Consider the following 26,562-nt stretch of genomic DNA (forward strand, 5'->3'; position numbering starts at 1 on the left):
GCTTTTTGTGTACTCTTTTTTACCACAATCTATTGACTGTGAAAATAGAAAATAGTATACTGATACACAGATAAGTTCTTCGGGGCAGGGTGGAATTCCCTACCGGCGGTATAGTCCGCGAACCATGTTATGTGGCCGACCTGGTGAGATTCCAGGACCGACAGTAAAGTCTGGATGAGAGAAGAAGATGTGTCTGTCAGACTCAGATGTATTTCATAGATAGAAATGCATGAGAGGAACAGAAAAATATCAGTAATCCCCGGATAGCTTGATCAGCTATCCGTTTTTTTATTGCCATGTATATCGGAAATGTACAGTGATGAAATTTGGGTACAACTGACAAAAAAACTTCTTACAAAATCAGGCACAGAGAGATTCCGGGAGAACATTTTCAGAACAGGGAGGAACATCATTTATGGAAAGAAAACTGATGAACACGAAAAATGTAGTGCTTATGGGCATGTTTGGCGCGCTGGCTGCAGTGCTTATGCTGTTTGAGGTGCCGCTGCCATTTCTGGCACCCAGCTTTTATGGACTTGATTTTGCAGAAGTGCCTATGTTAGTAGGAACTTTCGCATTGGGACCTGTAGCAGGTATTGTGATGCAGATCGTAAAAATCCTGATCAAACTGATCTTAAAGCCAACATCCACTGGTTTTGTAGGTGAATTTGCCAATGTAGTCATGAGCTGCGCATTGATCCTTCCGGCTGGCTTTATCTATCGCTTCAAAAAGAGCAAAAACGGTGCTCTTGCAGGAATGGCAGTGGGAACTGTTCTTATGGCAGTAGCAGGTGTTGTAATGAATGCTTTGGTAATGATCCCGTTTTATTCCAACTTTATGCCTATTGAGACTATTATTAAAGCAGGGGAAGCAGTAAATCCGGCGGTCAGCAGCGTATGGACACTGGCTATTTTCTGTGTAGGACCGTTTAATCTGGTAAAGGGTACACTTACTTCTGTGATTACAGCAGTGATCTATAAGCGTATCAGTGTTCTCATCCATGGAGCTTCCCATGGAACTTCAGGATCTTATGGGGTGAAAAAAGCAGTCTGAAAAAGGCGTGAAAAGATACTGAAAATTAATTTGAAAAAAATTGAAAAAAGTGCTTGCATTTCTGAAAGCTCTATGATAAGATATACCTCGTTGGTGCGGTAAGCGCTGGCGAATGAGTCTGTAGCTCAGTTGGATAGAGCAACGGCCTTCTAAGCCGTGGGTCGGGGGTTCGAATCCCTTCAGGCTCATTAGGCAAAAGCCTAATAAAAAATATTGATGGTGGGTATGGCGAAGTTGGTTATCGCGCCAGATTGTGGCTCTGGAGGCCGAGGGTTCGAATCCCTCTACTCACCCTAATCCTCTTTCTGGAGCAGGAAGAGGATTTTTTATATCTTATACTTTTGGGCTGTCGCCAAGCGGTAAAGGCACAGGACTTTGACTCCTGCATACGAGGGTTCGAATCCCGCCAGCCCAGGGACTACAGCAGCCGGATTTCAGTGAAAACAGAAGTCGGGCTGCTTTTAGCATATTGAGAAAGCACGGACAATGGATTTTTGATTATATACATAACTGAGAGAGGGAGAATGGCATGCAGATACTGGGGATCAACTTTAAGAGCAAGGCAGAGCGGGAACAGGATGAGAAGAAATATAAAGAACGTATATTTCCGGGTGGAGAAGAAGAACGAGAGAAGGTCTGCCGGGAATTAGCCAAAAGACTGCCTGGGAAAGATGAAAAAGATCTGCTGATGTGTTATGTACATGTGAGAGACCGGATGACCGGGGCAGGACTTTCTTTTGAGCAGGTGAAAAAAGAAACGAAAGGGGCCCAGTGGCTTTCTTTTGCAGATGAGGAAACCTTTGATGGGATCTGGGAAGTGATGGGATTAGTGCGTGCAGACAGCAGTAAAAATGCAGATAAAAATTAAGGTGAAAATGCGTAAAAAAAGTTTTATATTTTTAAAGATTGTTTTATAAGTACCTGTATAGCGACCTGGTTGAGTATTATGTTAAAATGGGACGATCTTCCGTCAGAATATAGAGAAAGGCTGAGTGAAGAGCTTGAAGAGAATTACAGTCATGGATACCATTCTCTTTACATTTGCAGATACGTTTTTTTCGTTCTCTGTGTGAAGTTACAATAGGCATTCCATCACCCGCTAATACTAAAGCATCTGCATGGATAAGCCCTGTAGAAACAGAAATCTCAAGGAATTCCTTTTGATAGATTTTAAAGAGAGAAGAATAAGGCTGTTCATCAAGTTTGAAATCTGTTTTCTCCAAGGTCGGAAGAAGATCGGCAACTGTAACTTTTTCCACGGAATCAGCTTTTGTACCTTTTGTTTTAGGCTTTTTAATCTTGGTCTTCAGCGGATGGATGTGTGGTGACATATGATCATCACCAGAGTTCCATAAGCGGTTTAAAAAATCATAAAAAGTACAAACACCGGGAGTGTTACCAACTTCAAATCCACTAAGGATAGCATAAAGAGGATTCATTTTAAGCTGAGCAGCCCACTTCGTTAATGAAGTAACTTTAAAGTCAATGGAAAGAAGATGAGAACGCTGCATGCAAGAAGGAGTTTGTGGAGTTGGTCCGAATTTTGAATATTTATCAGCCATAAAAGTATCGGTAAAAGATAAATTGAGATTCCAAAACCGCTCAATGATATCCCAGGTGGAACGAGCAAGAGCATTTGGATTAGGATAATATTTACGAAGATTAGTAACAACAAAGTTGTGGTAGTCAGCATGACTGCCACAATTAACAGGTAACATAAAAATCGCCCTCCAGTCGATAAAATAAAATATATTCAATCGGCTTCGCCGCAAATTTTGAGCGATTTGTCAAGTGTTTTTGGCAAAAAAGTGGGGGATTTAATAAAAAGGAATCAGAAAACCTTGATTTTACTGAGTTGAAGATTCCGAGAGATCATAGAATAAAGAAGGGATGAAAAAAGTCAATGGAGAAGGAACGGGCAAAACTATTAGATGAATTGTTGAACCAAATCGATCGGGCATATGATTTAATGGAAGAATATGATTCTATGTCGAGAAAATATGGGGAGGTGATTTTATATCAGGTTGAAGCTCATTTGATAAAATATATCGGGGAGCATCCGGGAACGACGGTTTCAGATATAGCACAAGATTTGAACAAAACCAGCAGTGCAGCGAGTCAGATGGTGAAAAAACTGCAGACAAAAGGATTGATTGAACAAATAAAAAATGAAAAAAACAGGAGAAATACTTTTTTGAATTTGACGTCTGCTGGATGGAGCTTGTACGAGGCAAGAGAAAAATTTGAGCAACATTGCTATGAACGGACATTTGAGTATTTAGCAGAGTTTTCAGAAAAAGAAATAGAAGTAGTATGCAGGATATTGGATAGGATGAACCAAACCTTTAAATTAGATATAGAGGACAGCAAAATGTAAAACATGCACAAAAGTGCATGTTTTATTTTGTTTATTTAAGATATTTACATATGCAAAGAAAGATGATATTATCTTACCATAAGAACTATTAAGTATCTAAATAATACAAAGGGAGAGGAAAAATGAAGTATAATTTTGATGAAATTATTGACAGAAGTAATACCTACAGCTTTAAAAGAGATTGTCTGCCTGAAGGAGCACCTAAAGACAGTCTTTCTTTTTGGGTTGCAGATATGGATTTTCCTTGTGCTGATCCTGTTATAGAAGCACTGCATCAAAGAATTGATAGGAAGATATACGGTTATACAGCATATGACAATCAAGATGTTTATGAGGCTGTATCAGGATGGTTTATGAGACAATATGGATGGAAAATAGAAAGAGAAGAACTATCATTTAGTCCTGGAGTTGTTCCTGCGCTTGCATTTCTGATTCGGGCCTTAACGGAGCCGGGAGATGGGATCATCATTCAGCGGCCAGTATACTACCCATTTACAATTAAAATTGAAAATGCAGGAAGAAGGGTTGTAAATAATCCACTGATCCATGATGGAAATACGTATAGGATGGATTATATTGATCTTGAAGAGAAATTGAAAAATCCGCAAAATAAGGGAATTATTATTTGCAGTCCACATAATCCGGTAGGTCGCGTATGGACTGAAGATGAGTTGAGACAGTTAGTGGATCTTTGTAAGAAATACAATAAATGGATTATTTCTGACGAAATTCATTGTGATTTGACAAGAAAGGGCATGAAGCATCATCCACTTTTAACTGTGGCACCAGATTATAAAGATCAGATTATTGCATGTACTGCACCAAGCAAAACATTTAACTTGGCAGGAATGCAGATATCTAATATTGTGATTCCGAATAAAGAATATAAAGCAAAATTTGATTTTCTGTTAGACGATTGCTTTGGTTTGATGGCTGCACCCCTGGGAATTTCTGCAATGATTGCTGCATATACACACGGGGAAGAATGGCTTGATCAGGTTCGAGAGTATATTGATGAAAATATTGCTTATGTACATGATTTCCTTCAGAAAAATATGCCTGAAGTTACGATGTCAGATACACAGGGAACGTATTTAATATGGTTGGATTTCAGAGCATATTGCAATGATGAGAAAAAGCTGGAGAAGCTTATGCACGAGAGTGCGAAGGTTGCCTTGGATGAAGGTTATATTTTTGGAGATGAGGGAAAGGGCTTTGAAAGAATTAATATGGCCAGTCCAAGAAGTATGATTGTAGAATGTATGGAACGGATTCATAAAGCATTGAAACCAGAAGTGTAATTTACTGAATACAGAGGAGAAAGGGAGATTGGTATGGAAGTACTTACCAGCATTTTAAATTTTTTTGACACCGTTTTGTGGAGCAGCCCGTTAATTTATATTTCCATTTTTGTTGGACTTCTCTATACTGTTGGCTTAAAGGGATTTCAAATTCGATACTTAAAACAAATGGTGAATAGCGTTTTTGAAAAGAGTGCAGATAGTGAATCCTCCACATCATTTGAAGCATTTGCTTTGACGGTTGCGGCAAGAGTTGGAACGGGAAATATTGTAGGCGTTGCAACTGCAATTGCAGCAGGTGGCCCTGGTGCAGTATTCTGGATGTGGGTTATGGCAATTCTGGGAGCGGCAACATCTTTTGCAGAAAATACGTTAGCTCAGGTGTATAAAGAAAAGGTTGACGGAATGTATCGGGGCGGTACTTCATTTTTTGTAAAAAAGGGACTTGGCCTTGGATGGTTTGGAACCGTATTTGCATTTTGCAGCCTTTTGAATTGTGGCATTTTGCATACAACACAGCCGAACTCCATTGCTGATGCAATGTATAATGCTTTTGGTGTTCCACACTGGATTGTGGGAGTTATCATGGTAATTATAGCCGCAATTATCATTTCAGGTGGCTTAAAAAGTATTATTCGATTTACATCAAAGATTGTACCGATCATGTGCCTTCTGTACCTGGGAGTTACTTTAATTGTACTTGGCGTTAATATCACTAAAATTCCGGCAGTATTTGCGCTTATTTTTAAAAGTGCATTTGGTAAAGATGCAATTTTTGGTGGTATGGTGGGATCAGCAATTGCATATGGTATCAAGAGAGGTGTCTATTCAAGTGAAGCAGGTATGGGAACTACACCTCAAGCAGCAGCAATTGCGGGAGTATCTCACCCGGCAAAGGTTGGTTTGACACAGGCTTTATCCGTATATGTTGATACATTACTGGTTTGTACCGCAACAGCCTTAATGATTTTACTTGCCGGTACATATAATGTAACAGATGCGGCGGGGAGTGTATTGTATGAAGGTATTAGCGGAGTCAATGCTGGTGTTGGTTTTACACAGGGAGCACTGGATTCTGTAATTCATGGTTTCGGTTATCCAATGATAGCGGTTATGCTGGCATTATTTTCATTTACGACATTAGTAGGCTGCTTTAATATTTCTGAATCTGATTTGATTTATATGTTCAAGGGATATTCAAAAAGTAAGACTGCACAGATTTTGTTCAAAGTATGGTTTTTGATTCCAATCTTTATTGGCTGTATTTCAAGTACAGAATTTGCATGGTTGTGTGCGGATATTGGAACCGGAGCATCTTGCTGGGTTACACTAATTGCAGTGATTTTCCTGTTCCCAATTGTGAGGAAGGTCTGGAATGATTATGAAAAACAATTCAAGGATGGAAAGGATCCTATTTTCCGACCAGACAATTGCGGCATAAAAAATGCTGATCTCTGGAATGAAATAGCAGATGAATATGAAAAAAAACTAAAATAAGAAGACTACCGCATACCAAATTGGTATGCGGTAGCTTTTTTTAGGTTTTTTGAAAATAGCCATGTCCAGAAAAGAAAACGCAGCGGGTGTGATAGAGTGTAATGCATCAAAGGATTTCGTAAATAGTTTGATTTGTGATTGGTTTTGCGTTGTTTCCTTTTACGAAACAGGAATCTTTTCATCCGTTCATATGGACAATGCAGAGGCCGACTGTTTTATTGCAGAAAAGAAAAAATTTACGGGATGAAAAAAATCTGTAAAAGCAGACAGCAGTCTGACATAGGAGGAAGACTGTAAGAGGGATAGGTTTATACTTATAAGCAATACAGATAATGCTATAAGTAAAAAAGAACATATTTTTCGACTAAAAATTAACAAAACAAAATTCTGAAAAAATATTAAAAAAAGTGTTGACAAAAACTATATCATTTATTATAATAATCTACGTTGCTGAGGAACACAGCAAGCAACACAAACGAATGCGTCAGTAGCTCAGCTGGATAGAGCATACGGCTACGGACCGTAGTGTCGGGAGTTCGAATCTTCTCTGGCGCATGTAAAAAGCAGATTCTTTATGGATCTGCTTTTTTTGTGCTTGTGCGTTTATATGCAAACCTGTCAGCAATGGGGTTGCTGATCATGTAACAGAAAAATCTGCCAGTGGCAGATCAGGAAAGTGCAGTGAAAAAGGATCGATCAACAGAGGATGGAGAAAAGAATGACAAAATCAGTCTGGATGCTTCATGCAAAAAAAGCAGATTTTAATGGTCTGGCGGCAAGGTTCCATATCAGTCCTATTACCGCCCGGATCATCAGAAACCGGGATATTACGGATATAAAAGAATTTGACAAATACTTAAACGGAAGCCTGAAGGATCTGTATGATCCCCGGCTGCTCCCGGATATGGAAAAAGCTGTTTCTATATTAAAGGAAAAGATAGGAAGCGGCGCCAGGATACGGATCGTGGGAGATTATGATATTGACGGTGTGTGTTCTACCTGCATCCTTTATAAGGGGCTGAGCCGGGTAGGAGCGAAAGTTGATTATGTAATACCGGAGCGCATTAAGGATGGTTATGGTATTAATGAACATATTATTGAAAAAGCGGCTGCAGACGGCATTCATATGATACTTACCTGTGATAATGGCATTGCGGCCATTGATCAGATCGCAGAGGCAAAGAAGCTGGGAATGACAGTTGTGGTAACAGATCACCATGATATCCAGGCAGATGAGGTTTTAGGAGAGGAGATCGTGCCTCCTGCGGATGCCATTGTCAATCCTAAGAGAAAAGACAGTAAATATCCGTTTAGTGAGATCTGCGGCGCTATGGTGGCATATAGACTGATCCAGGTGCTTTTTGAAGAATACGGGATCGGCCGCCAGGAATGGCTGGATATGCTGGAGCTGGCGGCCATCGCTACAGTAGGCGATGTGATGAAGCTTAAGGATGAAAACCGTATTGTAGTAAAAGAAGGTCTTAAAAAGCTGGCAGATACAAAGATCCAGGGTCTTGTAAGTCTCATGGAGAAAAATACACTGGACCCGGAGCACATAAGCGCCTATCATATTGGTTTTGTGCTGGGACCATGCCTGAATGCCAGCGGGCGTTTAAAAACAGCCCAGATGGCTATGGAGCTGCTTCTGGCAGAAAATAAGGCCCAGGCAGATGAACTGGCAGATGAATTAAAGGCATTAAATGATGAACGAAAGGACATGACACAGGAAGGGACAGAGGCTGCCATCCTTCAGGTAGAAACAGAGCTTAAGGATGATAAGGTTCTGGTGATTTTCCTGCCGGACTGCCATGAGTCACTGGCAGGCATTGTAGCCGGCAGGATCCGTGAACGGTATAATAAGCCTGTATTTGTCCTTACAAGGGCAGAGGGCTGCGCAAAAGGCTCAGGACGATCTATAGAGGCATATCACATGTTCCGTGCCTTAGTGGAGGTAAAAGATCTTCTGTTAAAATTTGGTGGTCATCCCATGGCAGCGGGATTTTCGCTGGAAGAGGCCAATATAGAGGAATTTCGCAGACGGTTAAATGAAAATGCAAAAGAACGGCTTACAGAGGATGATTTTATCCCAAGAGTATGGATCGATGTTCCTATGCCTTTTGAATATATAACAGAGAGCCTGATACAGGAATTAGAACTTCTGGAGCCTTTTGGCCAGGGAAATGAAAAACCCCAGTTTGCTTTAAAATCCCTGAAAATACGAAGTGCCAGAGTATTTGGCCGCAACCGGAATGTAGTAAAATTATCCCTGATGAATGAACGGGGATTTTCCATGGATGGGGTAGTATTTACAGAAGGTGACTTATTTATGGAAGAAATGGGAAACAGCCGGAATATGGATATTATTTATTACCCCACAATAAATGAATATAATGGAAACCGAAGCCTTCAGATGGTGGTAAAAGACTGGAAGTTTCATTAAGGAGATGACTCTGGTATACATGCGCCACATGAACAGTAATGCTTTTAGTCAAAATTGGTTACAGTTCAGCCATGACATCTTCTTGTTTCCATATTCATGAAAACAAGAAGCTTGGTGGTTCCGCCATATGTTGATTTGGATGAGAAAGTGCTTATGCAAGCAAGCTTGCAACACATTCCCTCATTCAAACCAGCGCATGGCCGAACTGTGACCAAAATTGTGAAATGTATGTAAAGGGATACTTGCAATTTGCATAACTATGGGGTATAATCGCAGAAAACACCATATCTGGATAAATAAACTGACAAAATACTATAGGTATGGGTAAATACTGAAAGGAAGGTAGAACAATGGTAAATACAGTTATGGACTTTATCACTTCCTATGATAAGGAAGTAGGAGAAGCAATTCAGGCAGAGTGCGGCCGCCAGAGAAGAAATCTGGAGCTGATCGCCTCTGAAAACATTGTATCAGAACCTGTAATGATGGCTATGGGAACTGTACTGACTAACAAGTACGCAGAAGGTTATCCAGGCAAGCGTTATTACGGCGGCTGCCAGTATGTAGACGTACTGGAAACCATTGCCATTGAACGTGCAAAGAAGCTGTTTGGCTGCGATTATGCGAATGTACAGCCACACTCTGGTGCACAGGCAAATATGGCGGTATTTATTGCTATGTTAAAACCGGGAGATACGGTTATGGGTATGAACCTGGATCATGGCGGTCATCTGACACACGGGAGCCCTGTAAACTTCTCAGGACTGTATTTTAACATTGTTCCTTATGGAGTAGATGACGAAGGCTTTATTGATTATGATGAGCTGGAAAGAAAAGCAAAAGAAGCAAAGCCGAAGCTGATCGTGGCAGGTGCCAGCGCTTATGCAAGAACCATTGATTTTAAGCGTTTCCGTGAGATCGCTGATGAGGTAGGAGCTTACCTGATGGTAGATATGGCTCACATTGCCGGACTTGTAGCAGCAGGAGAGCATCCAAGCCCAATTCCGTATGCAGATGTTGTTACAACCACCACCCACAAGACTTTAAGAGGACCAAGAGGCGGTCTGATCTTAGCAAATAAAGAAGCAGCTGAGAAGTTCAATTTCAATAAAGCAATCTTCCCGGGAACCCAGGGTGGCCCATTGGAGCACGTGATCGCAGCAAAGGCAGTGTGCCTGGGTGAAGCATTAAAGCCTGAATTTAAGGAGTATGCACATCAGGTAGTATTAAATGCAAAAGCACTGGCAGATGCACTGCAGAAGCAGGGCTTTAAGATCCTTACAGGCGGCACAGACAACCATCTGATGCTGTTAGACCTGCGTGGTATGGATATCTCCGGTAAAGAGCTGCAGAACCGCTGTGACGAGGTATTTATCACCTTAAACAAGAACACAGTGCCTAACGATCCAAGAAGCCCGTTTGTAACTTCCGGCGTCCGCATCGGTACACCAGCTGTTACCACCAGAGGCTTAAAGGAAGAGGATATGCCAAAGATCGCAGAGTGCATCTGGCTGGCAGCTACTGACTTTGAGAATAAGAAAGAGTATATCAAGGCAGAGGTTACTAAGCTTTGCGATAAGTATCCGCTGTATGAGTAAAAAATACATAAACGGAATAGAAAACCCCAGGGAATAGCGGTCCCTGGGGTTTTCGTTTTGTTACTTATTGTGAATACCTGCAATCATTTATTCAGTAGATATTGTAGCATATGAAAAAAATGTTTTTCAAGATACTGCTTTTATGTATTTGAAATGCCTCAAATATTTTATTAAGCATTTTCAGCCTTCAGATTCTTCTGGGCCGTAGCCAGCATCAATTTAATACGGTTCAACTGGTTAACTTCACTGGCACCTGGATCGTAGTCTACAGCGATGATATTGGATTCTGGATAGCTCTTTCGAAGTTCCTTGATCACACCTTTTCCGACAATGTGGTTTGGCAGGCAGCCAAATGGCTGGGTGCAGATGATATTTTTAACACCGCTGTGGATCAGCTCCAGCATCTCGCCGGTCAAAAACCAGCCTTCGCCAGTCTGGTTTCCTAAGGATACAAAGCCCTTTGCCATTTCTGCAAGATCACGGATCTCAGATGGCGGTGTAAAATGTTTGCTGGCAGCCAGTTCTTTTCTTGCGGTCTTTCTGAAGAACTCTAACAGGGCGATACCTGCGTTGCAGAGTCTTGCAGTGGACTTCTTCATTCCAAGATGTTCAGCCTTGAAATTACTGTTGTAGAAGCAGTAAAGAAGAAAATCCAGCAGATCAGGCATTACAGCCTCTGCGCCTTCTGATTCCAGAAGCTCTACTACATGGTTGTTAGCCAGAGGAGAGAACTTAACAAGGATCTCGCCTACAATACCAACCTTCGGCTTCTTAATATCAAGACGATTCAGATTGTCAAAATCACGGATAATGCCGCGGATATTTCTGGCAAATTCCATCATGGCAGGCTGTCTCTTGGAAAGGGCCCTGATACAGATCTTTTTCCATTTCTCATGGAGTGCGTCTGCACTTCCCGGAACTGCCTCATATGGTCTGGTTGCATAAAGGACACGCATGAAAATGTCACCGTATACAATAGCCTGCATGGCTTTGGTCATCAGTGGCAGCGTAATAGAGAAACCAGGATTGGTCTCCATACCGTTTGCATTAACAGAAATAACCGGAACCTGGGGCATACCGGCTTTTTCAAGTGCCCGGCGGATAAATCCGATATAGTTGGAGGCACGGCAGCCGCCGCCGGTCTGGCTCATAAAGACTGCTGTGCGGTTCAGATCATATTTTCCGGATAACAGTGCGTCCATGATCTGACCAATAACGATCAGGGATGGGTAGCAGGCATCATTATTTACATACTGAAGACCTACATCTACGGCATTGCGGTTGTGATTCTGCAGGATTTCTATATTATAACCAAAGGCGCGGATGGCAGGCTCGATCAGGTCAAAATGGATCGGTGACATCTGGGGGCATAATAAGGTGTAATCCTTCTTCATTTCCCTGGTAAACATCACACGGTTGTAAGCGCTGGAAACTACTTTCCGTTCATAATGCTTCTGGTCACGTACACGCAGAGCTGCGATGAGAGAACGGATACGGATACGGGCAGCTCCCAGGTTATTTACCTCGTCAATCTTTAATACAGTATAGATCTTTCCTGACTTAGTTAAGATCTCAGCAACCTGGTCAGTAGTAACAGCGTCCAGACCGCAGCCAAAGGAATTTAACTGGATCAGATCCAGGTCATCTCTGGTTTTTACAAAGCTTGCAGCTTCATAAAGACGGGAATGGTACATCCACTGGTCGGTGACAACTAAAGGCCGCTCCACTTTACCCATATGGGAAACAGAGTCTTCTGTCAGCACGGCAAAACCATAGGAAGCGATCAGGTCCGGGATACCGTGGTGAATCTCCGGGTCTACATGGTAAGGTCTTCCGGCCAGTACAATGCCCCGCTTTCCGTGTTCTTTCATCCAGGAAAGAGTTTCTTCCCCTTTTTTCTCCATATCAGAACGGGATGCCAGCAGTTCTTCCCAGCCAGCGTGGGCTGCCATACGGATCTCAGCTTCCGGGATCTGGAATTTTTTTCCAAATTCCCGTACCAGACCGTCTGTTAAGATCTTTTCATTTGTAAATGCCATGAATGGGTTCATGAAATCTACATGCTCTGTTTCTAATTCTTCTACGTTATTTTTAATGTTTTCCGCATAAGAAGTAACCATTGGACAGTTGTAATGGTTTCCTGCCTCCGGGCTTTCATTTCGCTCATAAGGGATACATGGGTAGAAGATGAACTTCACGCCCTGGTGTATGAGCCATGAAATATGGCCGTGTACCAGCTTGGCCGGATAACACTCAGACTCACTTGGAATGGACTCAATGCCCAGTTCGTAGATCTGTCTGGTAGACTGTGGGGAAAGTGTTACATGGTAGCGTAGCTTTTTAAAGAAAACAGCCCAGAATGGGAAGTTTTCATACATATTTAAAACTCTCGGGATACCAACCACGCCACGGTCTGATTTATCTAAAGGCAGCGGTTCATAGTCGAACATTCTGTGATATTTGTAGCCAAACAGGTTGGGGATCTCTTTTTTTGCTTTTGCAAGTCCAAGACCACGCTCGCAGCGGTTCCCGGAAATATAGTGGCGTCCGCTTCCGAACTGGTTGATGGTTAAAACGCAATGGTTATTGCAGCCTTTGCACCTGGTCATAGAGGTGGTGTACTGCAGTCCGATGATCTTATCCAGAGGCAGCATGGTGGTCTCTTTTTCACCGGCCATGTGGAAACGTTCTTTTGCGATCAGTGCTGCGCCGAAAGCTCCCATGATACCGGCAATGTCCGGGCGGACTGCACGGCAGCCAGAGATCTTCTCAAAGCTGCGAAGAACGGCGTCATTATAGAAGGTACCGCCCTGCACAACTACATGTTTTCCAAGATCAGAGGCGTTGGTGATCTTGATCACCTTAAATAAAGCATTTTTAATAACAGAGTAAGCCAGACCTGCGGAAATATCAGCAACAGTTGCGCCCTCTTTCTGTGCCTGTTTTACGTTGGAGTTCATAAATACAGTACAGCGGGTACCAAGATCTGTAGGATTTTTTGCAAATAATGCTTCTTTTGCGAAATCTTTTACGCTGTAATTTAAGCTTTTTGCGAAAGTTTCAATAAAAGAACCACATCCTGAGGAACATGCCTCATTTAACTGTACGCTGTCTACAGTTCCGTCTTTGATCTTAATGCACTTCATATCCTGTCCGCCTATGTCCAGGATACAGTCAACTTCCGGCTCAAAGAAAGCAGCTGCATAATAGTGGGAAATGGTCTCAACTTCTCCTTCATCTAACATAAGAGCAGCCTTTAAAAGGGCTTCCCCGTATCCGGTAGAGCAGGAGTAAGCAATATGGGCTGTTTTAGGAAGCTGTTCTTTGATCTCTGTTACTGCACGGATGGCAGTTGCTAAAGGACTACCATTATTATTATCATAAAAACGGTATAATAAAGTGCCGTCTTCTCCCACCAGAGCTGCTTTGGTAGTGGTAGAACCGGCATCAATGCCCAGATAGCAGTTTCCTTTGTAAGAAGAAAGGTCGCCGGAGCGCACATGGTTGTGACCGTGATCTTCGGTAAAAGCATCATATTCTGCCTGATCCTTAAACAGGGGATCCATACGCTTTACTTCAAAATCCATTTTAATGCCATTGGAAAGGGTGTTGATCATGTGGGTAATAGCTACCGGTTTCTGCCCTTCCTTTGGGTTCATGGCAGCGCCTACAGCTGCAAACAGATGGGAGTGATCCGGTGCAATGGTCTGTTCCGGAGTCAGGTGCAGTGTGCGCACAAAGGCTTTTCTCAGTTCAGGAAGGAAATGTAAAGGTCCGCCTAAAAAGGCAACATTTCCCCGGATAGGTTTACCACAGGCAAGACCACTGATGGTCTGGTTTACTACTGCCTGGAAAATAGAGGCAGCCAGATCTTCCCTGGTAGCGCCGTCATTGATCAGCGGTTGTATATCAGATTTTGCGAAAACGCCGCAGCGGGCTGCGATAGGATAGATAGCCTTGTAATCTTTGGCATATGTATTCAGTCCGGCAGCATCAGTTTGTAAAAGAGATGCCATCTGGTCAATAAAAGATCCGGTTCCTCCTGCACAGATACCGTTCATGCGCTGGTCGATGCCGCCTGTAAAGTAAATGATCTTGGCATCTTCGCCGCCTAACTCAATGGCCACGTCGGTCTGTGGTGCGTAGTCCTGGAGAGCAGAAGCAACTGCCACAACTTCCTGGACAAAAGGAACTTGTAAGTGAGATGAAAGTGTAAGGCCGCCGGAGCCGGTGATCACCGGGATAATATCAATGGGGCCGGTCTGGTTTAAGGCTTTCTTTAAAAGTCCAGCCAGAGTTTCCTGAATATTGGCATAATGACGCTCATAATCGGAGAATATAATATGAAGATCCTGATCCAGTAATGCAACTTTGACAGTTGTTGAACCGATATCGATCCCCAGGGTGTAATAAGTTGTAGTCTGATCCATAGTATACGGGGATACCCCTTACCTCCTTTGTAACTTAATGTTCTCCCAACATCTTGCTTATTAGAACATCATGTCTCTTGTTGCGTTTTCGGGATCAAAGCCCAAAAAAGCACATTACAGTCTAACACAATCCCATCGGATTAGCAATTGTTAAAGGGGGTTAAGAAAATGTAAAGAAAATGAAAAAATTTGAAACGATTTGACAAAAACAGGGTCAGTTACTATAATGTAGAATGAAAATTCAAAATGGGGGAGATTTCGCATGATACGGATTTTCAAGACAGAAGATGGCGCTATGCATGAAAAAGAAGAGATGGAGCCAGGCTCATGGATCGCCCTGACCAATCCTACCGCTTCGGAGATCTTAGAGATCGCTGATGCGTGCCAGATCGATCCGGACCATCTGAAGGCACCTCTGGATGAGGAAGAGCGCTCACGTATAGAGGCAGAAGATGAATATACGCTGATACTGGTGGATATTCCTTCTATAGAAGAGAGAAACGGGAAAGACTGGTTTGTGACCATTCCTATGGCGATCATTACGACCAAGGATATGCTTATAACCGTCTGCCTGGAGGAGACCCCTGTCCTTACCGCCTTTATGGACGGAAGAGTCAGGGACTTCCACACATTTATGAAAACAAGGTTTATCTTACAGATCCTTTATAAAAATGCCACCCAGTATCTGCAGTACCTGCGTATTATTGATAAAAAGAGTGAAGTCATTGAAAATAAGCTTCACCAGTCCCAGAAAAATGAGGAACTGATCGAACTGTTAGAGCTTCAAAAATCGCTGGTGTACTTTACCACTTCCCTTCGTTCCAATGAAGTAGTGCTGGAGAAGTTATTAAGGATTGATAAGATCAAGAAGTATCCGGAAGATACAGATCTTCTGGAAGATGTAATCGTTGAGAATAAGCAGGCTATGGAGATGACCAGTATTTACAATGGCATCTTAAGCGGTACTATGGATACCTTTGCCTCTGTTATTTCTAACAATTTAAATATTGTTATGAAATTTTTGGCAACTGTTACCATTGTTATGTCTATTCCTACCATGATCGCAAGCTTTTATGGTATGAACGTAAGAGCCAGCGGAATGCCTTTTGCAGAAAGTCCATATGGTTTCGGCATCGTGCTTTTCTTTACTTTGTTATTGACTTTGATCGTTGCTTATATATTTAATAAGAAAGATCTGTTTTAAAGTAAGTTGAAATATAATGTCCTCTCGGAGTCTTTCCTGTACCTGCCTTTGTGGCCGATTTTCCGCCAGTCGCACCCGAATTTCATCACCGTACGCACCGCGTACGCCTCAGAAATTTGGGCACAACTAACAAAAAATCTTCTCACAAAATCAGGCACAGAAAGATTCCGGGAGAACATATAAAAAAAGGAGTTTTTAAATGGAAAAATTTTCCAATAACTGGAAACGGCGGAGAGGAAATTTCATGGGAGGCAGAAGTATCATTGATATTGTGTGTGCCCTGGAGATCCTTGGAGTGGTTCTTTTTCTGACAGCACCGCAGTTTGTGATGAACTATCTGATCTTAAATCCTGCGGCTATCCTTCACGGCCAGATCTGGCGTATTGTTACATTTTTAGTGTACCCACCTGCCATTACAGGTTCTGATGCCATTATGTTTGTGCTGATGAATGCTCTGGGCATTTATTGTATCCGTGCTTTTGGTATGATCGTAGAACAGGTATGGGGAAAATTCCGCTTTAACTGCTATATTATTGGAGGCGTGCTACTGCATTCTGCTGCTGCTATTGGTATTTACCTGGTAACAGGACTTTCGCTGCCCCTGTTTCCAACTTATTTAGTTTATTCTTTCTTCTTTGTATTTGCCCTGATGTTCCCGGATATGCAGGTACTGTTTATGATGGTACTTCCATTAAAAGCAAGCTGGATCGCAGTGGCAGAGGCAGGAATTTATATTTATTCCTTTATTACAGGCGGACTGATCGAAAAGATTGAGATCGTTATAAGCCTGATCCTCATCGGTATCTTCTTTGGATGGATGACCTTTGCAGGTCCTTCCGGTTTTAAGCAGAAGAAACGATCCCAGGAGTTCCAGAAGACTACCCAGAAAATGAAGGTGGTAAAAAGAGGGCATAAATGTGCAGTCTGCGGACGCACAGATAAAGACAGTCCTGGTATGGAATTCCGTTATTGTTCTAAATGTGAAGGCAATTATGAATATTGCATGGATCATTTGTATACACACAAGCATGTCAAAAAAGAGGATGCTGATAACAATAATGTAGATAATTAATGTGAACAGCATACTCTGCGCTCCCATACTGCAGATCCCCACTTGCCCTGGGATTTTTTATCTTTGTTTCAGGGGCATAAAAAGGCAGTAGAAGAGCGGATATACTATTAACCCCAATAACATTTATTTATGGAGGAATTTGAAAACATGAAGAAAACTAAGATCGTCTGCACTATGGGCCCCAACACAAATGACAAGAACATTATGCTGGAACTGGCTAAAAATGGAATGGACGTAGCTCGTTTTAACTTCTCCCACGGTGATTATGCAGAGCATCAGAGCCGTCTGGAAATCTTAAAAGAAGTAAGAAAGGAACTGGACCGGCCGGTAGCAGCTCTTCTTGATACAAAGGGACCGGAGATCCGTACCGGTGTATTAAAAGATGGAAAAAAAGTTTCTTTAAAGGAAGGACAGACCTTTACTTTAACTACCAGAGAGATCATTGGTGATGAGACTATTACCCATATAAACTACTCTGGCCTGAATGAGGACGTTGCAGCCGGAAATAAGATCCTGATCGATGACGGTCTGATCGAGCTGGAAGTGGAAAAGGTAGAAGGTACAGAGATTGTTTGTACTGTTATCAATGGTGGTGAGTTAGGTGAGAAAAAGGGTGTAAATGTTCCTAATGTAAAGATCAAGCTTCCGGCGCTGACTGAAAAAGATAAAGAAGATATCCGTTTTGGCATCAAGCAGGGCTTTGATTTTATTGCAGCTTCTTTTGTCCGTACTGCTGACTGTATCCGTGAGATCAAGTCTATGCTGGATTCTGAAGGTTCTGCCATCAAAGTCATCGCTAAGATCGAAAATGCAGAAGGTATTGATAATTTAGATGAGATCATTGCAGTTGCAGACGGCATTATGGTAGCAAGAGGTGATATGGGTGTTGAGATCCCGGCACAGGAAGTTCCACATATCCAGAAGGAGATCATCCGCAAGTGCAACGAGGCATGCAAGACTGTTATCACTGCAACCCAGATGTTAGACTCCATGATCCGCAATCCAAGACCTACCAGAGCAGAGGTTACGGACGTTGCCAATGCTGTTTATGATGGTACTGATGCAGTGATGCTTTCAGGTGAAACTGCTATGGGTAAATATCCGGTTGACGCATTAAAAATGATGGTATCTATTGTTGAAGAGACCGAAGCTTACCTGGATTACAGCGCATATCGCCGCCGTAAAGTAACAGAGGAGAATATGAAGAACATCTCCAATGCAGTCTGCGCAGCTTCTGTTTCTACTGCACATGATATTGGCGCTGATTATATTATCGCCCCAAGTATCACAGGATTTACATCTATGATGCTTTCCAAGTGGAGACCGGCAGCACGTATCATTGGTATGTCCCCAAGCACTACTACTGTCCGTCAGATGATGCTTCAGTGGGGTGTAACACCTATATGGTCCCGTCGTGCAGAGAGTACGGATGAGCTGATTGAAAACTCTTTAGAAGAGTTAAAGAGCGGCAATGTGATCAAATCTGGTGATCTGGCCGTTATTACCGCAGGCATTGTTACCTATGCAAGACGTCACGAGGCAGCAGCAGCTACCAATATCATGCGTGTGGTAAGTGTGGACTAGTGCAATCAGTACAGTTATTTACCAAATGATGTGCTGGTAAGCTGGTCTGCATCAGATTTTTTACCTTTTAACTTTGATATCAACAAAATAATACTGGACAAGGAAGTCTGCCTGGGAGTACAATTATCCGCAAAGGAAATGGTACTCCCTTACAGGCTTTTTTATATATCAGGATTTTCTGATAAATATACAAAAGTTTTGCATAAATTACCATTGTGCAAAGCAAAGATCCCCCGCAGGGAAAGGAGACAAGATTATGGAAAAGAAACCGTTTGTTACACTGGCGCAGGTAGAAGAAATCGCCAAGACCTATCCAACCCCCTTTTATCTGTATGATGAAAAAGGTATCCGCGAAAATGTAAAACGTCTGAAACAGGCATTTGCCTGGAATAAGGGATACAAAGAATATTTTGCAGTAAAAGCAACCCCAAATCCATTTATTTTAAAGATCCTGCAGGAATATGGCTGCGGTACAGACTGCTCTTCCTTAACAGAGTTAATGATGTCAAAGGCCTGCGGTTTTTCCGGTTCTGACGTAATGTTTTCCTCTAATGATACTCCACCTGAGGAATTTGCTTATGCAAATGAAATGGGCGGGATCATCAATCTGGATGATATTACCCATATCCAGTGTCTGGAAGATACATTAGGTTTTATTCCGGAAACCATCAGCTGTCGTTTTAATCCAGGTGGCGTATTTAAGATCAGCAATGACATTATGGACAACCCGGGAGATGCAAAGTATGGTATGACTACGGAGCAGATTTTTGAAGCATTTAAGATCTTAAAATCAAAAGGGGCAAAGCATTTTGGTATCCATGCTTTTCTGGCAAGTAATACAGTTACCAATGAGTATTATCCAATGCTTGCAAAGATCCTTTTTGAGCTGGCTGTTAAATTAAAAGAAGAAACCGGTGCCCATATCAGCTTTATCAATTTGTCAGGTGGTATCGGTATCCCTTATCGTCCGGATCAGGAGCCGAATGACATTATGGCTATTGGTGAAGGTGTACGCAAGGTTTATGAGGAGGTTTTAGTTCCGGCCGGAATGGATGATGTAGCTCTCTGCACAGAGCTTGGACGTTTTATGTTAGGACCTTACGGATGCTTGGTTACTAAGGCAATCCACGAAAAGCATACTCACAAGGAGTATATTGGTGTAGATTCCTGTGCAGTAAACCTGATGCGCCCGGCTATGTACGGTGCTTATCATCATATTACTGTTCTTGGAAAAGAAGATGCGCCTTGCGACCATAAATATGATATTACAGGTTCTCTTTGCGAGAATAATGATAAATTTGCTATTGACCGTATGCTTCCTGAAATCAAAAAGGGTGATTTTTTAGTGATCCATGATGCAGGTGCCCATGGTTTTGCAATGGGTTATAATTATAACGGCAAGTTAAAATCAGCAGAACTTTTATTAAAGGAAGATGGTTCTGTCCAGATGATCCGCCGCGCAGAAACTCCAAAGGATTACTTTGCAACCTTTGATTTTTGTGGTATCATGGATGGGTATGATAAATAGAAATCACATATAGAGAGAATTTTGGCCCGTCCGCGTATGCGGGCGGGTATGTGCGTTAAAATGGTTTAAATAATATGGCAATTATAGCAGGAGGCAAAAATATGGCAAAAATCGGTTTCATTGGAATGGGAAATATGGGATCTGCTATTTTAAACGGACTTTTACGGGTATATAAGCCGGAAGATTTATTATTTACAGCAGCCCACAAAGAAAAAATGGAGGCTGTAACAGCAAAGACCGGAGTGCCCCATGCAGTATCCAATGCAGAGTGTGTAAAAAAGTCTGAATACGTGATCCTGGCGGTAAAACCACAATATTTTGAGACAGTATTTGAGGAGATCCGTCCAGTATTAAAGGAAGATCAGATCGTTATCTCACTGGCACCTGGACAGACCATTGCAAGCCTTACAGAACGTTTAGACGGAAAGGTGCGTATAGTGCGTACCATGCCAAATACACCGGCACTGTTAGGTGAAGGCATGACAGGTATGGCATATGAGGAGTCCCGTTACAATGAAGAGGAAAAGGCAGTGCTTTGTGGTATTTTTGAGGCCTGCGGACGTCTGGAAGTGGTAGATGAGCGGATGATGGATGCAGTTGGCTGTGTCAGCGGCTGTTCACCGGCTTATGTATATATGTTTATTGAAGCATTGGCAGACGGAGCTGTAAAATATGGACTTCCAAGAGCCAAGGCATACCAGATGGCAGCCCAGACAGTTCTCGGAAGCGCAAAAATGGTACTGGAAACAGGAAAGCATCCGGGTCAGTTAAAGGACGAGGTATGCTCACCTGGAGGTACTACCATTGCCGGTGTATCTGCACTGGAAGAGTGGGGCTTTAGGAATGCTGTGATCAAGGCAGAAGATGCCAGCTATGAAATGGGTAAGAAAATGTAAATGCATGCTGCACATCACCTGAAGCCGCTTTTGCAGCGGATGCAATGCTAATGCCTGTGAAAACCGGACATAACTGCCCAAAAATCTTTTGCAAGATCAGGTACAAAAAGATTCAGGGAGTACATATCATATAAAAGGAGAAGAGAAGAACTATGGGAAAAGTAGAAAATGAAGGAATGCCGGTGGTACGTCTGGACCGCCAGTTAAAATACCAGGGAAATATCCTGAAAATGTATGAAGATACAGTTCTGGCAAATGGCCATGAGGCTCATTGGGATTTTATCCATCACGATGGCGCAGCTGCAGTCCTGCCGGTGGATGCAGATGGGAAGATCCTTATGGTACGCCAGTACCGCAATGCCTTAAACCGCTATACACTGGAGATTCCTGCAGGAAAGCTGGATGCCCCGGATGAGCCAAAGATCGAATGCGCTTACAGAGAACTGGAAGAGGAAACTGGTTTTCGTACTGAAAAGCTGGAATATCTGATGAGCGTAAATACTACGGTTGCATTCTGTGATGAAGCTATTGATATTTTTGTAGCCCACAACCTGATCCCGTCTCACCAGCATCTGGATGAAGATGAGGTCATTGAAGTGGAAGCATGGGAATTAAAAGATCTGGAAGAGATGATCTATACCGGAAAGATCACAGACGGCAAAACAATAGCGGCACTGATGGCTTATGGCCGTAAATACCGCTCTGTAGACAAAAAAGATGAACTGGTATAACAGAAGGATTAAAGAAACGGGGCTGGCTTAAAAAGTCAGCCTCATTTGATACCATACCACATTTCCGTGAACGGACTGGGAAACGCCCTCGTTTACAAAACCGAATTTTGCATAGTAATGGATCAGCTTGTCCTTGCAGGTAAGTACCAGACCTTTACGTCCCTGTTTTCTGGCATCTTCAATAGCAGCTTTGATCAGTTCACCTGCATAGCCTTTTTTGCGGCAGGAAGGAATGGTATTTACACCAAAGATCATCTGCCATGCACCATTTTCATTGTGCAGTTCTCCTTTTTCGTACATTTCATCAGTCAGATCGGCCTGGTCTGTTACCATGCCGTCTACAAAGGCAATCAGCTTGTCATTTTCATCAAACATCAGCCAGAAATGGTCTGCATAATAAGCCAGGCGGTTTTCAAAGTCTTTTTTTGTGGCTGCCTCCGCAGCTGGAAAACATTCTGCTTCTACGGCAGCTAATGCGTCTAAGTCATTTAAAGTTGCAGTTCTGATTTTCATAATACTTTATTCCTCCGTTGTATTTAATGTCCTCTCGAGTCTTTTCTACACCGGTTTTTGTGGCCGGTTTTCTGCCAGCAGATATTTGTCAATGGCTTCTGCACAGCCGTTATGATCGCAGTCAGCTACTATCACATCAGCCAGAGCTTTGATCGGTTCTGTTGCATTTCCCATGGCAATTGACAGACCGGCTGTTTTTAACGCCATAGTATCATTATCTGCATCACCTACAGCAATGGTCTGTTCTAATGGCAGTCCCAGATGTTCGCACAGTTTCTTTAGCCCTACGCCTTTGTCGATCCCTTTTGCGGAACACTCCAGGGAAGTAGACTCTGCCAGTGCCAGTGCAGTTTCAAGCCCGGCAGCCTTGATACGTTCTACCGTGCGTGCCCGTGAGTATTCATCTTTGTGATAAAGGTTCAGCTTCAGCACGGGAAAGGGTTCCTGGCAGAAAGAATTGTAAATGTTTTCCAGTTTGTCTGTGATCTTATCAAACATGGTCTGATAAATGCCCATATGAAAATCGGCCATATGGGACTGCTGGTCCCTCTGTACAATAGAACGTTCTGAAAGAACATGGATCATGGCCTCTTCTTCCAGGGCAAATTCCATTAATTTTTTTACGATTCCAGGATCAAGAGCCTGGGAATAAAGGGTTTTCTTTTCTTTCAGGTCGTAAACACAGGCACCACTGACACAATCCAGATATCGCAGGCCAGGTATTATTTCTGTAAAAGCATTTAGCTCTGCAAGATTACGGCCTGTACATAAGATAACCGTTTTTCCGGCATCGCCTGCCCGTTTGATTGCATTTAAAGTCTCAGGAGAGATCTGTTTATCTGAATTTAACAGGGTTCCGTCCATGTCAAAAGCGATCAGCTGATAGTTGTTCATAGTAAATCCTCCGAATATATAAGATGTACTCCCGGAGCCTTTCCAGCACTTGCTTTTGCGGCCGGTTTTATGCCAGTTGCACCTGGATTTCAGAGGCGGACGCAACGCCAACGCCTCTGAAATCTGGGAACAACTGACAAAAAATCTTCTCACAAGATCAAGTACAGAGGATTCTGGGTGAACGTTAAGATGCCGAGAGTACACTAAAATCTAGTATAATCCACAATAATTATCCGCCCCTTTCACTTGTCTAAATTTCCATCTGCCGCGTCAGCTTCAATCGACGATGCTACCGGCATCGCCTCATTCAGCTTCCTTGCACATGAAAATTTATCCTGCGTGTAATGGATCGGTAATTATCGTGGATTATACTAGTATACCATATTTCCGGTCAGTGTACAAAAAATCATGCACGGACAGAAAAAAACATATAACTGATATATAGAAATAAGTTGAAAGTGCAGCGGCACAGAAAGGGAAGCAGATGCCTGAAATTTCATTTAAAAGATTTACGGGCAGACATTTTCTGCTTTTGTGTTTTTGGCTTGGAATGGCCGGGGCGTCTGTTGTGGTGTGGTGGCGCGGGGCAGAAATTTTATCTTATAAAAATACATGGCCGGATACAGCTTCTTTTGCTGGGGCTTTTTTTGCTGTGATAAAACAACGCTTTTTCCAGTTGGGCGCCGGGTGGCTCTGCAGCCTTACAGTCTATAGTTTCTGGCTGTTTGGGATTTTTACATGCTTCTGGTCTTTTTGCCTTGGAATGGGGATCGCCAGTTTTACGGCAGAAAAAGGTTTTTTAGGTCTGCCTATCTTTTTACGGTCTGTTTTGCCTCAGGGAATCTTCTATCTGGTAGTCTGGTATGTTCTTTCATGCTGGTCTGTAAGCAGACAGAAACGGCTACGGCTGCCGGCAGTTATTTTCTTAATGCTGCTTACAGTCTGTGGAGCTGCTGTGGAGGCATATTTTTACTGATTTTTTTCAATTTGAAACGCAGAATACACAAAAACTATTTAAAAATGCAGGAAAATCAACTATACTGTAAAAACGGAGTAAAAGCAGAAAGAGAGCAGCTGCAGGGATATGGGGTGTTTGGGTACAGAAAAAGAAAAACTGCGCTGTGTACCGGGGGAACAAGATGATAGATGAGATAAACAGCTTCATAACCTATCTTCAGGAAGTGAAGCATACAGCGAAAAATACGGAAGTGTCTTATCACCGGGATCTGGTCCAGATGGCGGGATTTATGGAGAAAATGGGGATCACCCATGTGGAGAAGGTGACAAAGACCAGTTTAAATTCTTACATCCTTTATCTGGAAAAAGAAGGAAAAGCAGCATCCACCATTTCCAGGGAACTGGCTTCCATTAAGGCATTTTTTAACTATCTTTTCAAAGAGAGAAAAATAAACAGGGATCCGGCAGAATTTTTACGGGCACCGAAGATTGAACGCAGGATACCGGTAATACTGACAAAAGAGGAAATACAGGCCCTTTTAGCCCAGCCGGGAAATGCGTCAGTTAAAGAAATGCGTGATAAAGCCATGCTGGAATTGTTGTATGCAACGGGAGTCCGTGTATCCGAACTGATCAGCCTGAAATTAGAAGATGTGAATATGCAGATCGGATATATTACCTGTCATGACGGCACCAGGGAGCGGATGATCCCTTTTGGAAAAGGGGCAAAACAGGCGCTGAGGGTCTATTTGGATGAGGCTAGGGGTTCTCTTTTAAAGGGGCGGACCTGTGAATGGCTGTTTACCAACTGCAACGGTCAGCCTATGAGCCGTCAGGGTTTCTGGAAGCTGATCAAATTTTACGGGGAAAAAGCGGGGATCAAGACAGATATCACACCTCATACCCTGCGCCATTCCTTTGCGGCCCACCTTATGGTTGGCGGCGCGGATATCCATGCAGTCCAGGCCATGTTAGGGCATGGAGATACCGGCGCCTCCCAGATGTACGCAGTATATTCAGCGGCTACAGCTGCCCGGTCAGGTAGGTAAAAATATCATGAGCATAGTGAGAGTTTTTCTCACGATCTGCCCATAAGGTTTCATCATCATAAAGAATATAGGAGAAAGAGGACTTATGATCTTCCTTAAAAGATGGTTCCCACAAAGAACTGAACTGAGGTAAGAACAAGCCCTCTTTTTTGCAGTAACAGTTTTTGGCAGTAGCTTTTTTCCGGGCAGAACGGTCTACATATTCCCCAATGCTTTTATGGATCGCTGTATCTTCCAAAGGCAGATAATAATAATTCTGATAATCCGGATAAAAATATTTCAAGGTGCCTTCATACAGGTTTAAATTGCAGGCAAGATAGCTGTCATGAAGTTCCAGGTTTAATGGATTTAAGGTGTATTCCAGGGGAATGGGAATACTGTAGGGACTTTCCCATAAAAGATTGACAAAAGGGTGGGAATATCCGGCTTCATCTGTGTAGGAATACAGTTTGTGGCTGCAAAGGGTAAAATCCGACTCAAACAGGTCTGCATAATTTAAGATGGGAAGGATAGAAGGCATTCCACGCAGGTCATCTGTATTGTGCAGTATCAGCAGGTCAAAGAGGGATTTTTCGTGGGTATGCAGATAGTCGCGGTAGACTTCGATCAGCTGTCCGCCATTGTATTTATCCTCCCTATGTACCCCTAAAAACTGTTCAATGGACTTTTGTTTCATATTTTCCAGTTTTAACAGCTTTCTGTAAGGCTTTATTTTCTTGAAAATATCAATACTGGCCAGGTCATTAAAATTGTAGTCAAGGCCCAGACGTTCACAGCATTTTAAAAGATAGGGGATATCAAAACGGTCTCCATTAAAATGGATCAGGATCTTAAATCGTTTTAAAAATTCAAAAAAGGAGTCTAAAAGCTCTTTTTCTGCCTGTCTGGTATCAGCAAACCACTGGATCAGCTTCCAGCCAAAGCCGTCAAAATAGGTACATCCAATGAGATAAAGCTGGGAAGTTTCACCGGAAAAACCGGTGGTCTCTATATCAAAAAATAAAATATCTTTTAAGGGCCCGATGCGGTCTAAGGGATAGGTGTCTGGAAAGTCAATGGGATGTTTAATGGTGATCATAAAAATCCTTTCTGGTTCCTTCTGTCAGATTCCGGGTTGGAAAACAGAAACCGTCCTTAGTTTAGCTGATTTTTAAAATAATTGCAAGAACGCCATGCTGTTACTGTAACTTTGCATCGAATATTTGTTCGGTATCCTGCTTGCATTGAAGCGGGGTCTATGTTATGATTGATAAATAAGATGATGTAAGTGTCAAAAGTATAAATTGCGTTTGTGCTCGCACAAATAAGCAATTTATACTTATTGACACGCCGAACACCGAAAACGAAATAAAATGGTGTGAACACGCCATTTTATGGGAGTTTGAGGTGTTCGAGGATTGCGGGAATTGCATAGCAATGGAGCAATCCGGTTACATC

Annotated in this window: 20 protein-coding genes, 4 tRNA genes and 1 riboswitch; of the genes, 19 read left to right on the top strand and 5 right to left on the bottom strand. The window is 42.5% G+C overall.

The window, feature by feature from the left end; translation table 11 throughout:
- Positions 1–71: 71 nt before the first annotated feature.
- Positions 72–190, top strand: a riboswitch (FMN riboswitch).
- Positions 191–415: 225 nt separating this feature from the next.
- The 5 genes from OGM16_09645 (at position 416) to OGM16_09665 (ending at position 1,922) form a co-directional block, all read left to right on the top strand.
- The gene (locus OGM16_09645; GenBank protein UYJ45104.1) at positions 416–1,054 is read left to right on the top strand and encodes an ECF transporter S component; all 639 of its coding nucleotides are present in this window, start codon (positions 416–418) and stop codon (positions 1,052–1,054) included.
- Between the two features lie 114 nt (positions 1,055–1,168).
- Positions 1,169–1,242, top strand: a tRNA-Arg gene (locus OGM16_09650).
- A gap of 31 nt (positions 1,243–1,273) precedes the next feature.
- A tRNA-His gene (locus OGM16_09655) sits at positions 1,274–1,347 on the top strand.
- A 49-nt stretch (positions 1,348–1,396) separates the two neighbouring features.
- Positions 1,397–1,469 (top strand) — tRNA-Gln (locus OGM16_09660).
- 114 nt (positions 1,470–1,583) lie between these two features.
- A complete protein-coding gene (locus OGM16_09665; protein UYJ45105.1) occupies positions 1,584–1,922 on the top strand; it encodes a hypothetical protein in 339 nt (112 codons plus the stop codon).
- 76 nt (positions 1,923–1,998) lie between these two features.
- Here OGM16_09665 and OGM16_09670 read toward each other — a convergent pair whose 3' ends face one another.
- Entirely contained in the window at positions 1,999–2,772 is a 774-nt protein-coding gene (locus OGM16_09670; GenBank protein UYJ45106.1) for a hypothetical protein, read from the bottom strand.
- A gap of 185 nt (positions 2,773–2,957) precedes the next feature.
- Between OGM16_09670 and OGM16_09675 the strand changes: the two genes are divergently transcribed.
- From OGM16_09675 to OGM16_09700, 6 genes are all read left to right on the top strand, one after another.
- Entirely contained in the window at positions 2,958–3,431 is a 474-nt protein-coding gene (locus tag OGM16_09675) for a MarR family transcriptional regulator (GenBank protein ID UYJ45107.1), read from the top strand.
- A gap of 122 nt (positions 3,432–3,553) precedes the next feature.
- Positions 3,554–4,732, top strand: coding sequence for a pyridoxal phosphate-dependent aminotransferase (locus tag OGM16_09680; GenBank protein ID UYJ45108.1), 1,179 nt, complete (start codon positions 3,554–3,556; stop codon positions 4,730–4,732).
- 33 nt (positions 4,733–4,765) lie between these two features.
- Complete coding sequence (locus OGM16_09685) at positions 4,766–6,229, top strand: alanine:cation symporter family protein (GenBank protein ID UYJ45109.1); 1,464 nt, start codon at positions 4,766–4,768, stop codon at positions 6,227–6,229.
- A 481-nt stretch (positions 6,230–6,710) separates the two neighbouring features.
- Positions 6,711–6,784, top strand: a tRNA-Arg gene (locus tag OGM16_09690).
- 163 nt (positions 6,785–6,947) lie between these two features.
- A complete protein-coding gene (gene recJ / locus OGM16_09695) occupies positions 6,948–8,669 on the top strand; it encodes a single-stranded-DNA-specific exonuclease RecJ (GenBank protein ID UYJ45110.1) in 1,722 nt (573 codons plus the stop codon).
- 365 nt (positions 8,670–9,034) lie between these two features.
- Positions 9,035–10,267: a serine hydroxymethyltransferase gene (locus tag OGM16_09700; GenBank protein ID UYJ48431.1), complete on the top strand. Its 1,233-nt coding sequence runs from the start codon at positions 9,035–9,037 to the stop codon at positions 10,265–10,267.
- 170 nt (positions 10,268–10,437) lie between these two features.
- Here OGM16_09700 and OGM16_09705 read toward each other — a convergent pair whose 3' ends face one another.
- Positions 10,438–14,697 (bottom strand): 2-hydroxyacyl-CoA dehydratase, encoded by a 4,260-nt coding sequence (locus tag OGM16_09705; GenBank protein UYJ45111.1) that lies wholly within the window; start codon positions 14,695–14,697, stop codon positions 10,438–10,440.
- A gap of 262 nt (positions 14,698–14,959) precedes the next feature.
- On the opposite strand from OGM16_09705, the gene OGM16_09710 reads away from it, so the two are divergent.
- The 6 genes from OGM16_09710 (at position 14,960) to OGM16_09735 (ending at position 21,712) form a co-directional block, all read left to right on the top strand.
- Positions 14,960–15,901 carry a magnesium transporter CorA family protein gene (locus OGM16_09710; GenBank protein UYJ45112.1) on the top strand — a complete coding sequence of 314 codons (942 nt, stop codon included), beginning with the start codon at positions 14,960–14,962 and terminating at the stop codon, positions 15,899–15,901.
- Between the two features lie 199 nt (positions 15,902–16,100).
- A complete protein-coding gene (locus OGM16_09715) occupies positions 16,101–16,973 on the top strand; it encodes a hypothetical protein (protein ID UYJ45113.1) in 873 nt (290 codons plus the stop codon).
- Positions 16,974–17,120: 147 nt separating this feature from the next.
- Positions 17,121–18,557 carry a pyruvate kinase gene (gene pyk / locus OGM16_09720; GenBank protein ID UYJ45114.1) on the top strand — a complete coding sequence of 479 codons (1,437 nt, stop codon included), beginning with the start codon at positions 17,121–17,123 and terminating at the stop codon, positions 18,555–18,557.
- A gap of 256 nt (positions 18,558–18,813) precedes the next feature.
- On the top strand, positions 18,814–20,085 hold the full coding sequence (locus tag OGM16_09725; GenBank protein UYJ45115.1) for a diaminopimelate decarboxylase: 1,272 nt from the start codon (positions 18,814–18,816) through the stop codon (positions 20,083–20,085).
- A 101-nt stretch (positions 20,086–20,186) separates the two neighbouring features.
- Positions 20,187–20,981, top strand: a complete 795-nt coding sequence (proC, locus tag OGM16_09730; protein ID UYJ45116.1) for a pyrroline-5-carboxylate reductase — start codon at positions 20,187–20,189, stop codon at positions 20,979–20,981.
- A 152-nt stretch (positions 20,982–21,133) separates the two neighbouring features.
- A complete protein-coding gene (locus OGM16_09735) occupies positions 21,134–21,712 on the top strand; it encodes an NUDIX hydrolase (GenBank protein UYJ45117.1) in 579 nt (192 codons plus the stop codon).
- Between the two features lie 27 nt (positions 21,713–21,739).
- On the opposite strand, the gene OGM16_09740 is transcribed toward OGM16_09735, so the two are convergent.
- Positions 21,740–22,225 carry a GNAT family N-acetyltransferase gene (locus OGM16_09740; protein UYJ45118.1) on the bottom strand — a complete coding sequence of 162 codons (486 nt, stop codon included), beginning with the start codon at positions 22,223–22,225 and terminating at the stop codon, positions 21,740–21,742.
- 45 nt (positions 22,226–22,270) lie between these two features.
- Positions 22,271–23,119, bottom strand: a complete 849-nt coding sequence (locus OGM16_09745) for a Cof-type HAD-IIB family hydrolase (GenBank protein UYJ45119.1) — start codon at positions 23,117–23,119, stop codon at positions 22,271–22,273.
- 652 nt (positions 23,120–23,771) lie between these two features.
- Here OGM16_09745 and OGM16_09750 point away from each other — a divergent pair.
- Complete coding sequence (locus OGM16_09750; GenBank protein UYJ45120.1) at positions 23,772–24,095, top strand: hypothetical protein; 324 nt, start codon at positions 23,772–23,774, stop codon at positions 24,093–24,095.
- Between the two features lie 163 nt (positions 24,096–24,258).
- Positions 24,259–25,125, top strand: coding sequence for a tyrosine recombinase (locus tag OGM16_09755; GenBank protein ID UYJ45121.1), 867 nt, complete (start codon positions 24,259–24,261; stop codon positions 25,123–25,125).
- On the opposite strand, the gene OGM16_09760 is transcribed toward OGM16_09755, so the two are convergent.
- Entirely contained in the window at positions 25,100–26,203 is a 1,104-nt protein-coding gene (locus OGM16_09760; GenBank protein ID UYJ45122.1) for a ribonuclease H-like domain-containing protein, read from the bottom strand. The two genes, OGM16_09755 and OGM16_09760, sit on opposite strands and share 26 nt — an antisense overlap.
- Positions 26,204–26,562: the final 359 nt, after the last annotated feature.

This window comes from Lachnospiraceae bacterium, from assembly GCA_025758065.1.
In the GTDB taxonomy this organism is placed as follows: domain Bacteria; phylum Bacillota; class Clostridia; order Lachnospirales; family Lachnospiraceae; genus Enterocloster.